Below are 10850 nucleotides of genomic sequence, written 5' to 3'. Positions count from 1 at the left end.
GTCGATAGCCTATTTTCACGACTCTCACAGGAGAAATGTGCCTTTTGAACAAATAAAATGCGCTAAAGCGATCATTTCCCGGAAGAATTGGAAGTAATTCGCAAAAATATTGTCCAGTTGTTTATGAAAAATATCAAATTACAGACTTCCCTCAGAAAATAGGGAGTTTTGCAAAGGTCTCTAAGGGGGCCATCGCACGCCTCAAAACGACGAAGCCACAGTTGTCCTCGGTGGCCATGCATACGCGCCATCTTGCGAAACGTTGTGTTCGCGCAGCGTGGCAAAACGGGTTCAATCCTGAGACGCGGCGCTGTGTGCATGCCGCGCATGCTGCCCAAAGCGTACAGCCGCCTCTCCAGGCGGCGCAAGCTCGCCGCTCTCGATACGGCGCTTCAGGTAGGAAAACGTTCGCGCCGTCTGCGCGAACAGATGATCGCCAGCAACGAGCGACGGATATTTCGCCACGGCCTCGGGCGTAGCGAACGGCGGCAATGGCGCGACGACGGTAGCGTAATCGCAGGCGAAAAAGAGCGGAAACGCATAGCGCTCTTCGCCGACTTTGCGCACGCGGTGTGAGGTGGCGACATAGGTGCCACCTGTCCATGCCTCCAGCATGTCGCCGATGTTCACGACGAAGGCGTCTTCGAGCGGCGGCGCATCGATCCATTGTCCGTCGCCGTTCATGACCTCGAGCCCCGGTGCCGTCGGCAGCAGGATTGTGAAGCACTCGTAATCCGTGTGTGCGCCGATGCCGGGCTGATCGACTGCCGCCGAGTCGTACGGATAATGAATGAGCCGCAATAGGCTCGGCGGTTTCGTCAACAGGCCGTCGAACCGGTCCTCGGGCAAGCCAAGCGCGAGCGCGAACGCCGCGTCGTAGTACCGGCTCACGGCCTCGCGAAATCCTTGCTGATCGGGCCAGACGTTGGGGCCGAGCATTGGCGTGCCCGCCGCTACATCCGGGTCATCGAGCGGCAAATCGCGGCCTGTATCGAATGCCTCTTTCCTGTCGCGCACGCCGGGCGCGAACACCTCTTCGCCTTCCGGCACGTAGCCCCGATGCGCGCGCGACTCGCCGATGTAGTAGCGCATTTTCCAGTCGAACGGCGAGGCAAAGAAACGGCGCGCCTGCTCGATCAGCTCAAGGCGCAACGCTCGCTCGATCGGATGCCCGACGACATAGAAAAAACCCGCATCGCATGCTGCCTGGTCGAGCATGCGTGCGGCGGCAAGGCGCCGCTCGCGGCTGTCGCTGTAAAGGCCCGCGACGTCGACGATTGGAAGCTGGTCAAACGCGATATGTGAAGGACTCCTGATCATTCGGTCACCTCGGCAGCCGCTGATGCGCATTCGGTTATCTCGTTGGCCGCGTCGCTTGCGCGCCGAAGGAACGCATCGAAGTGCCTGCGCTCTTGCGCGCCCATCCACGCGTTGATTTCCCAAAGATCGGCCACCGGCGCATTCGTAAACGGGAGCGTGTGAAGGTAGCCGTCAGGACCGAACTCGGGCGTCATTGTCGTGACCGAGTAGCCCTTCTCGCGTTGCGCCGACCATAGCAGTTCCCATGCGCGCCGATGCGAGGCGAAACATTCGGCGTACTCGGGCGCCGCCGGGTGCGGCACCTGCGGCCCCTGCGGATAGCCGACGCGCGCATGCAGATGGTGCGCGTGAGGCGCAATCGCTTCGAGCACCTCCCATTCGCTATCGAGCAGCCGCTCGCATACGACGACCCAGTGACTGAAATCGCAGGTGAGCTTGAGCTCGGGGACCGCGCGGACGATCTCGAGCGTGAGCCACGGGTTGAAAAGCGAGCGACTGCGGTGCGTCTCGAAGCTGCATACCACGTCATGCCGCGCGGAGAGCTCGACGGCGCGACAAAAGAAATCGACCTGCGTAGCCAACGGCCATGCGTCGCAACCGGCGATGACCGTAAAGAAGCGCGGATGGAGCGCCTTGCCGCGCACGATGCTCTCCTCGAGATCGCGCAGGTGGTCGGCCGGGCTTGCCGTTCGAACGGGCACGTAGCCTCCCGCGGTCGTCACTTCGGCCACGAAAGCGAGTTTCTCGTCTTCGATGGCCCGAGCAAATGCCTCGCACGTATGCGGCTCGCGCGGTACTTGCGCTTCGATACCGTCGAAACCGGCTGCCCGCACGAGCGGAGCAGCCTCGCGCGGGCCACTCGAAAAACCCCAAAACGTCTTGAACAGTTCCAGCTTCATAGCCACACGACCGCATAAATGTGTAAATTTGCATGCAATACTACACTAGAGTAGCAGGGGAGTCAAAATTATCGATGCTTACTGAAGCTGACTGGTTCCCTACGGCTTCGTTCGCGTACGATGCGTCCATTTTGTGCGCTTGCGTGCACGCAAAATGGGCTCGTCACTCCTCATCATGGTGAATCGATGAAGAAAAAAATCAGTAGAACGAAAGGACAGGCCGTGGCACGTGCCATCCTCGATATGGACTTTCAGTGGTCGGCGCATTTCGGAGATATCGGGCTCGGCTACCTCAATTACAGCGACCTCTTCTGCGAGATGTGGGCCGGCGACGAGAGCGCGTTTCCGAAGACGGCGCTTTACAACTTCATGCCCGGCGTGAGCCGCCGCACGGCGGTCGGGTGTATAGGAACAATAAACGCTCTTTTTCATAAGAACCGAATGTACCAGGAAACAGTTTAATCGTTAACCTGACCGGAAAGTCATCCAAAATTCGCAAAATTTGTCTTTGATCAGCAGCAAATAGTGTTGGTTCTGGCCCATTTTTTACCCTTCACGCAAAAGACGCCCAGGGGGAACGTCATCGCATTCAGGGAATGCGCTGAAAAAAGGGGCTTGGTTCCAGATTACCCGAAAGGATCAAAGACCTGCACAGGTGCTCTGTGTGGCGCTCGGGAGGACAAGCCGAGGTGGTCAAGAATTTTAGTGATTGTACTGGACTCCAGGATGGCGGCGATGATTTTCAGGGTTCCACCACAATGCGAACAGTGCTCGATGTCGATATCAAGCACCCGCTTGAGCAAACGCACCCAACTGATGCGCACAGAAGCAGGGGAAGGCGGCGCATCGCCATTCCTATCGGATACATGACTTTTGTTTTTCTTGTTGCCAGGAATGATCTCAGAATGAAACTTGGCATTCGGCGCAAGTACGCCATGGAAACGAATAAGGTTGAGCCGTGGCCGGGGAACCAGTGCAGCCAGCCATTGCATGAATTCCAGCGGTGACATCACGATATGGGTCGTGCCATCCCGATAAGGTGTCTTCAGCATCAATACCACTTGTCCATCCTTATTGCGCGCCAGGCGTTCTTCGGCAATTGCGGGCCGGGTAATGTAGCGGCACAAGTGTTCCAGTTTGCCACGCTGGTTCATGGCGCAGCGTACGCCGGCATGCAGACTGAAGCCGTGTGCGTTGGCACAGCACGCCTGGCTTGACTGAGACTGTTGTGTGCTTTGCGTGGACAAGGTCTTCAACGTCAATACCTTTTGTCCTGCCCGTGGACCCAGTACGATCCGATAGGTGCAGGCCGCCGATTGCAGCGGGGCTAAAGCGGTATCCGCTTCCATGTCGGCGAGAAAAGTCATACCCTCCTCCTCAATGAGCGCACCGTGGCGGGTCAATGCTTTCATGATACGTTGGATGATCTGGTCAAGCAGTGTCTCTGCAGTTGTTCAGCTGTCGGTGAGCGTACGCCATGGAACGCCGATACGCCGTCCTGGATGTGATAGACGCCATCAGGTACCAGACAATGCAGGTGGATGTTGAGATTGGCCACCGAACCAAAACGCTGAATCAGCGTGATCGCACCGCTTTGTGCATCACGTCGCTTGAATCCGGCCTGTTTGATCAGAAAAGTGGAAATGGCACGCTGTTTTGCTGGGCATTGGCGAAATATTTAGCGGTCGTTTACTTTTACTCGACGGGCTGACAATGAAATGGCGAACAATCAACTTAAAAAAAGATCCTGCATGCGAAGCTTGCAGTCCCAGTGCAGCTGAAAAAAACAATGAAAGCTGGTAGATTAGCTTATAGTGCTCCTACCACTCATTCATTTCAGGTCAAACTGCAGCGCTGCCAATCGTGCATAAAGTTCGCTGGTTGCCACTAATTCCGCATGCGTGCCTAGCGCCTCTAAACGTCCATGATTAAGGACTGCGATCCTGTCTGCTGATTTCACAGTGCTCAAGCGATGTGCAATTGCTATCGTGGTACGATGTGCCATCAACTGTGATAGCGCTTGCTGTACCCAATGTTCACTTTCTGCATCCAACGCACTGGTCGCTTCATCCAACAACAAAATCGGCGCATTGGCTAAAATGGCGCGAGCAATCGCAATTCGCTGTTTCTGTCCGCCTGACAATCCTAAACCTGCGTCACCCAAATGTGTTTGATAGCCTTGCGGCAGGTCAACGATAAACTCATGCGCGTAGGCTGCCTTGGCTGCAACCTCCACTTCTGCGTCCGTTGCATCCTGGCGAGCATAACGAAGATTATCGCTGATAGTGCCATAAAATAAGATCGGATTTTGTGACACTAATGCAAAGCATGCTCGCAAGGCTGTAATTTCCAACTGCCGGATATCGACTCCTTCCAACCTTATACAACCGGATTGGGGATCATAAAAACGTAACAGCAAATCAAGCAAGGTCGATTTTCCTGCACCCGATGGCCCGACCAGCGCCAGCATCTCACCTGCTTTAATAGTCAGTGACAATTCATTGATGGCAAACACATCAGGACGGGAGGAGTAAGCAAAACACAATTGCTCTATTTCGATATGACCCTTCACGGTCGGCAAGGATTGTGGGTTAACTGGTGACACGATCTGATTAGGAGCAGATAACAATTCTACGGTGCGTTCAGCAGCACCCGCAGCACGTTGCAGTTCTCCCAAAACTTCCGAGATCGAACCCACCGCAGAACCTACGATAACGCTGTAAAAAACAAATGCTGCCAATTCACCTCCGCTAATCTGCCCTGCAATCACATCCATCCCCCCAACCCAAAGGACCAGACCCACTGCGCCAAACACCAGAATGATCACCACAGTGATCAACAATGCACGTTGAACGGTTCGTTGCTTAGCTATTTCAAAAGCATCCTCCACATGCCGATGAAAGTTGTTCTTATCGATCTCCTGATGATTGTAGGCTTGCACCGTTTTTATCTGCCCTAAAATCTCACCGATATAAGTACCCACCGCTGCAACCCTGTCTTGGCTTTGACGGGACAGACGCCGCACCCTGCGCCCAAACACCAAAATAGGCGCCACCACCAACGGTACGCTGATCAACACCAGTGCTGTCAACTTGGTATTGGTTATAAACAACCAGACAACTCCTCCTAGCAACATGACGAGATTGCGCAAAGCCACAGAAACAGATGAACCAATGACGGATTGGAGCAAAGTCATATCTGCAGTCAAACGCGATTGAATTTCAAGGCTGCGATTATTCTCGAAAAAACCGGGATGCAAATTGATTAAATGATCGAACACCTTACAGCGAATATCTGCCACCACGCGCTCACCCAACCAGGTTACCCAGTAAAAGCGGGTAAAGGTACCCACAGCCAACGCAACAATGAGCAAAATAAAAATAATCATATATTGCGTCAGCAGTTCTATCGATTGGGTAGCCAAACCACGATCGATCAGCAAGCGGATGCCTTGCCCGATCGAAAGCATAATCGTTGCAGTAAATAACAGAGCCACAAGGCTGAAAGCAACTTGCCGTTTGTAAGGCGCAATAAACGTAACCACCATTCTGGCTTTCTGCCAGCGATCGCGGATGACACGCAACAAATTAATCATTTGAGGATAATCGATAACAAAAATGTGAGCTTATTGGCTTGCGGATAACACAGATAAAATCACGCTGGCTAAAGCACTGAATCAATCAATTTAATTTTGTATAACATATCAGCTACAGACTTTAGTAAATTAACCACTATCCGGAATCATACAAGTTTATGCTTCATTCTATGCTCGCCATTTGCATCGGCGCATCGTTAGGCTCTCTCCTACGATGGCTCCTTGGGACCACACTCAATACGCTATTTCCGGCTATTCCACCAGGAACGCTCATCGCTAATCTCGTTGGCAGCTATTTAATCGGTGTAGCAATTGCCCTATTTGCCAATCATCCTGAGCTTACACCCCAGTGGCGTTTATTTATCATCACCGGCTTCCTCGGTGGACTCACTACTTTCTCCACCTTCTCGGCAGAAATTATCACACTCATTCAACAAGAACGACTACTCTTAGCAGTCGGTGCAATCAGCCTGCATGTGATAGGATCATTGCTGATGACGATGCTCGGGTTAGCAACAATTTCGCTCTTCAGGAGCGCCTAAATTCAAGGAAGAAAGGTTATGCACGGTTATCAATTGACTTTCTTTACCCACCAGGCCCGCCAGCATGATGGTTTACCCTTGGGTGAATGGTTATTGCAGGAAGCGCGCAGACTCGGTATCAGAGGTGCCACATTAATTGCTGCAACTCAAGGTTACGGTCATGATGGCAAACTGCATGCGGCACATTTCTTTGAGCTGGGTGATCAGCCTATCGAAGTAACGATGGCGCTAAGTAAGGCTGACGCCGCACGCATATTTGCTCGACTACACGAAAAAGGAATCAATATCTTCTTCGTCAAAACACCTATCGAATATGGTATGAGCGAAGAACACTGAGCAGCTCATTCTTGCTCTGGAGCGACGACTTTACCCAGATTTGGGTTATTGCGGAGGCATTTCATAATCTGCAGTAAGCAACTCCAGCAGATGTCCATTCTGATCACGGAAATAAACTCCGCGCCCTCCATAATTATGGTTGATCGTCATATTCTCTGCCTCAGTAGGGCCACTTCCATATTTGAGTTTCTCCGCTTGCAAGCGCGCAAAGATTTCGTCAAATTCCTGCTCGGAAACCTTGAACGCATAATGGTGGGATTCAAATTTTTCCCTGCTATCAAAATCGAGAGTCAGCGTATCGTTTACACGCGCCACGATGAAATGGGAAAATTTACCCAAATACTCAAAGCCAAATAGTCGGCAATAAAGCTCTGCGGATGCTTGCTTATCAAAGCACGGCACAATCGTATGATTTAGAGTAATAGTCATAATAAACTCCTTGTGCAAGAGATTTAATCAGGAAATCTTCAAGATTAGAATTTCTCTTTTAGAATATCACCAATTTTGAACGAACAGCGAAAGAAACAGCTATCGCCTAGACAGCAATATTCAAGTTACCGATAGTTAAAAGAATATTTTTTATTGGGAATTGAAATTCTCTGAACGCTAACAAGGTATCTGTAATCTTCTTAAATAAAAAATGACTACTTTAATCCCTAGCTACTCGACCTGCATTTCCCGTATGACTGCCGGTGAAAGACGTTTTGCACAACGCTTGGAAGCAAAACTGGAGGATGATTACTTATGCTGGTATGACGTACCCATCGGTCAATCGATGAGACATCCAGATTTTATCGTGCTGCATCCTAAACGTGGCTTGCTGATTCTTGAAGTCAAAGATTGGAAGCTGACCAGCATCCAATCCATTACCAAAACGGACGTGACTTTGCTGATGGCTGAAGGATTGGTGCATAAGCGCAATCCCCTTGAGCAAGCCCGTCAATATGCTCATGCAGTGGCCGATATGCTTCAAAAGGATGCTCAATTAGTTTTCAGCAGTGGTCGGATGCAGGGTCAACTGCTTTTTCCTTGGTCATATGGAGTAGTGCTAGCCAATATCAGCCGCAAGCAGTTTGACAGCACTGATTTGGCTGAAGTATTGGAACCTCGTCGCATCATTTGTCAGGATGAAATGGTCGAATCGGTGGAGATGGAAGTGTTCCAGAAACATCTGTGGGACATGTTTACTCTAGGAGGTTATGGTAATCTTAGCCTGCCGCAGATCGATCGAATACGCTGGCATATGTTTCCTGAAATCCGGATACCAGCAAAACAAGGCGATCTATTTGATAAAACTGAAACGACAGCTGCCGAACTACCGAGTATTTTACAAATCATGGATCTGCAGCAGGAACAGTTAGCACGCAGTCTCGGGGCAGGCCATCGGGTCATCCATGGTGTGGCGGGTTCTGGCAAAACACTCATACTTGGCTATCGCGCAAAATATCTTAGCCAGATTTGCTCTAAGCCGATTTTGATTCTTTGTTACAACAAGGTACTCGCTAAACGACTCGAATACTGGATTCAGCAAAAAGAAATCGCTGGCAAAGTTAATGTACTCACCTTTCATGCCTGGTGTCATCGACAACTCACAGCTTATAACATTGGTTTACCTGCAGGTGATATCAAACGCGATGGCTATTGGGATGACATGGTGAATCAAATTATCCGCGCAGTGGATAACAAACTTATTCCTTCCGGGCAGTACGAAGCAGTGTTGATCGACGAAGGCCATGATTTTCGTCCGGAATGGCTCAAACTGATAGTCCAGATGGTTGATCCACGCACGAATTCGCTGCTAGTTCTCTATGATGATGCTCAGTCTATTTACCACACTGCAGAAAAGCACAACTTCAGCTTTAAGAGTATTGGCATCCAGGCACAAGGACGAACCACTATTCTCAAAATCAATTACCGCAATACCCAGGAAATTCTTCAATTTGCTGGTCAATTTGCCGGACAATTGCTCACCCCTACCGAAGCTGACGAAGACAGTGCACCGCGTTTAATGCCGATTTCTGCCGGACGCAAAGGACCTGAGCCTTTGTTGATCAAATTACCGAGTCTTCAGGAGCAGGTTAGATACATCACTGAGCAATTAAAAGCTGCCCATAAAGATGGCATGCCCTGGAAGGATATGGCGATTCTTTATCGTCACTGGGATCCAGTAGGCAAGATTATCAGAGATGCTCTTACTACCAGAGGCATTCCCTTTAGCTGGAAAAAAGATATTGAATTTAGTGGGAAACAGGATACTATCAAACTATTAACTTTCCATAGCAGTAAGGGACTGGAATTCCCACTGGTCGCTATTCCAGCTGCAAACATGCAAGCTGATGCAAGAAAGAACAGTGAAGAAGAAGTTTGTTTGCTTTATGTTGCCATGACCCGTGCAACACGAGAATTGATTGTGCTAGAAAGCATTAACTAAGGAAGTCCCATGAAAAAACTCTCGACGGCTGCATCCCGTCCGTTTCTGCTTTCCCTAAAGCAGCCGACAAAGCCAGATTTGATTTAGAATTGAATCTGGTTATGCACCTTTAACTGCATTTCTTTGCTTGCAAAATTTTTTCATGGTTGTCTAATAGACCGTTCCAGTAAAATTATCATATCGTTCGACCTGAACCAGTCGAAGAGCAACATTCACGCATTCTGGCAGTTCGGCAGGTCTACGCGAACGGCAATGATTTTAGCGGTGATGACGACTTTTAAGCGAGGGAATTAGCAATGAGCGAAGACAAGAAAAAAATCACCGTCTATTACGATGGCGCCTGCCCAAGTTGCGTCAAGGATCGGCAAGACTATGAAAAGCTGGCAGGAAAAGAGGGGGAAGATATCTGCTGGTTTGATATCACCGGGCAGGACGATCATTTGCGCGAGATTGGCATTGATCCGCACAAAGCCTTGAGCGAGCTGCATGTACGCGATGAAAACCAACGGATCGTTTCTGAACTGGATGCCTATATTTTGCTGATGTCCCGGGTATCCTTACTCAAACCGTTCGCTTGGCTGATTGGCCTGCCAGTGATTCGACCCATACTGTCCTCACTTTACCACCGCATGGTCAAGCGCCGCTTGAAAAGAACTGGACGCCTCTAGATGGATGAAATACTACATTTCCAGGGTAAAAATGGTACCAAACTCACCTACCGCCGATGGACACCGGATCAAAATGAACAAAGTGCTCCCTCTGCTACATCTCTTAACATACCGCTTGTGCTGCTGCACGGTGCGGCCAGTAACTCTACTCGTTGGTGGTATTTTACTCAGCACAGCCGCCTGACTGCCAACCGGCTGCTGCTACGCCCAGACCTGCGCGGCCATGGCGAATCAATGTGGCGGGGCGCTGCACGTATCGAAGATTGGATCCAGGACATCGCTAGTCTGCTGCGGCATGAGCACCAAACTCGTGCAATCATCGTGGGCCATTGCCTCGGTGCCAACATCGCCCTCAACTTCGCCGTGCGCTACCCCGACATGTGTGCTGGCTTAGTACTGATCGAACCCATGGCGCGTGAAGCCGTAACCGGCATTCTGGCCCGATTGCGGCCGTTTGTACCTGGGCTACGGCTTATCGTAGCGCTGATCAAACTACTCAACCGGCTTGGTCTCTATCGACGCCGGCTTGATACATTGGATTTGCCGGTACTGGATCGCCGCGTGCATGAAGCAAGCCCAGCCGAGCTGCAAACAATGCTGGCAGACTATGGCAGGCCCAAGCATGACCTCAAGGTGATCCCGACGGCACAGTACCTCAATAACCTGATCGAGATCATGCGACCCTTGCCCATTGCTGAGGTGCATTGCCCTGCCCTGGTAATCCAGTCAGGTGGACGCAGCATTACCGACCCGGAACGCACCCAAAGCCTGTTGCAGCGATTACCACAAGTGGAATTTGCTACGATCGACTCCGAGCACTGGCTGCCTGCCACTCATCCTGACGAACTCTGCGAATTAATTGATAGTTGGGTTTTGAGGAACCCTGCCCTGCGCTAGCCATAACGTTATTGAGTAACTTAACTAGTATCCGGATAATGATGCTGCGATAAACTGAGACATACTGAATTTCCTGGAATCTAAAATCTAAGAAACTGTTTGGAAATTGTGAGAGCTAGCTGATGTAGCGATTTTTGCTGTTTGTTAACATTCACCATTTTA

The 10850-nt window shown here is 50.6% G+C and carries 12 protein-coding genes; 6 read left to right on the top strand and 6 right to left on the bottom strand.

Features of this window, described 5'->3' with window-relative positions:
- Positions 1 to 291: 291 nt before the first annotated feature.
- Both R2Q26_RS14800 and R2Q26_RS14795 read right to left on the bottom strand, forming a co-directional pair.
- The gene (locus tag R2Q26_RS14800; protein ID WP_317536995.1) at positions 292 to 1320 is read right to left on the bottom strand and encodes an isopenicillin N synthase family dioxygenase; all 1029 of its coding nucleotides are present in this window, start codon (positions 1318 to 1320) and stop codon (positions 292 to 294) included.
- The gene (locus R2Q26_RS14795; RefSeq protein WP_317536994.1) at positions 1317 to 2219 is read right to left on the bottom strand and encodes a sugar phosphate isomerase/epimerase family protein; all 903 of its coding nucleotides are present in this window, start codon (positions 2217 to 2219) and stop codon (positions 1317 to 1319) included. The genes R2Q26_RS14800 and R2Q26_RS14795 overlap by 4 nt, the downstream gene beginning before the upstream one ends.
- Before the next feature lie 186 nt (positions 2220 to 2405).
- Between R2Q26_RS14795 and R2Q26_RS14790 the strand changes: the two genes are divergently transcribed.
- Positions 2406 to 2681 carry a hypothetical protein gene (locus R2Q26_RS14790; protein WP_317536993.1) on the top strand — a complete coding sequence of 92 codons (276 nt, stop codon included), beginning with the start codon at positions 2406 to 2408 and terminating at the stop codon, positions 2679 to 2681.
- 164 nt (positions 2682 to 2845) lie between these two features.
- Here R2Q26_RS14790 and R2Q26_RS14785 read toward each other — a convergent pair whose 3' ends face one another.
- From R2Q26_RS14785 to R2Q26_RS14775, 3 genes are all read right to left on the bottom strand, one after another.
- Positions 2846 to 3475 (bottom strand): transposase, encoded by a 630-nt coding sequence (locus tag R2Q26_RS14785; protein WP_317536992.1) that lies wholly within the window; start codon positions 3473 to 3475, stop codon positions 2846 to 2848.
- 152 nt (positions 3476 to 3627) lie between these two features.
- Positions 3628 to 3777 (bottom strand): hypothetical protein, encoded by a 150-nt coding sequence (locus R2Q26_RS15640; protein WP_411182372.1) that lies wholly within the window; start codon positions 3775 to 3777, stop codon positions 3628 to 3630.
- 273 nt (positions 3778 to 4050) lie between these two features.
- Complete coding sequence (locus R2Q26_RS14775; protein WP_317536990.1) at positions 4051 to 5814, bottom strand: ABC transporter transmembrane domain-containing protein; 1764 nt, start codon at positions 5812 to 5814, stop codon at positions 4051 to 4053.
- A gap of 158 nt (positions 5815 to 5972) precedes the next feature.
- Between R2Q26_RS14775 and crcB the strand changes: the two genes are divergently transcribed.
- On the top strand, positions 5973 to 6356 hold the full coding sequence (crcB, locus tag R2Q26_RS14770) for a fluoride efflux transporter CrcB (RefSeq protein WP_317536989.1): 384 nt from the start codon (positions 5973 to 5975) through the stop codon (positions 6354 to 6356).
- Positions 6357 to 6374: 18 nt separating this feature from the next.
- Positions 6375 to 6692: a DUF190 domain-containing protein gene (locus R2Q26_RS14765; RefSeq protein WP_317536988.1), complete on the top strand. Its 318-nt coding sequence runs from the start codon at positions 6375 to 6377 to the stop codon at positions 6690 to 6692.
- 45 nt (positions 6693 to 6737) lie between these two features.
- Here the strand turns inward: R2Q26_RS14765 and R2Q26_RS14760 are convergent, their stop codons facing one another.
- On the bottom strand, positions 6738 to 7121 hold the full coding sequence (locus tag R2Q26_RS14760) for a VOC family protein (protein ID WP_090571988.1): 384 nt from the start codon (positions 7119 to 7121) through the stop codon (positions 6738 to 6740).
- Between the two features lie 211 nt (positions 7122 to 7332).
- Here R2Q26_RS14760 and R2Q26_RS14755 point away from each other — a divergent pair, with 211 nt between their 5' ends.
- From R2Q26_RS14755 to R2Q26_RS14745, 3 genes are all read left to right on the top strand, one after another.
- Positions 7333 to 9123 (top strand): DEAD/DEAH box helicase, encoded by a 1791-nt coding sequence (locus R2Q26_RS14755; RefSeq protein WP_317536987.1) that lies wholly within the window; start codon positions 7333 to 7335, stop codon positions 9121 to 9123.
- A gap of 296 nt (positions 9124 to 9419) precedes the next feature.
- Positions 9420 to 9791, top strand: coding sequence for a DUF393 domain-containing protein (locus R2Q26_RS14750; RefSeq protein ID WP_317536986.1), 372 nt, complete (start codon positions 9420 to 9422; stop codon positions 9789 to 9791).
- Positions 9792 to 10688 carry an alpha/beta hydrolase gene (locus tag R2Q26_RS14745; RefSeq protein WP_317536985.1) on the top strand — a complete coding sequence of 299 codons (897 nt, stop codon included), beginning with the start codon at positions 9792 to 9794 and terminating at the stop codon, positions 10686 to 10688.
- Positions 10689 to 10850: the final 162 nt, after the last annotated feature.

It is taken from the genome of Nitrosomonas sp. Is37 (genome assembly GCF_033063275.1).
Lineage (GTDB): Bacteria > Pseudomonadota > Gammaproteobacteria > Burkholderiales > Nitrosomonadaceae > Nitrosomonas.
The sequence above is the reverse complement of the archived record's forward strand: the minus strand, read 5'-3'. Positions and strand labels throughout refer to the sequence as shown.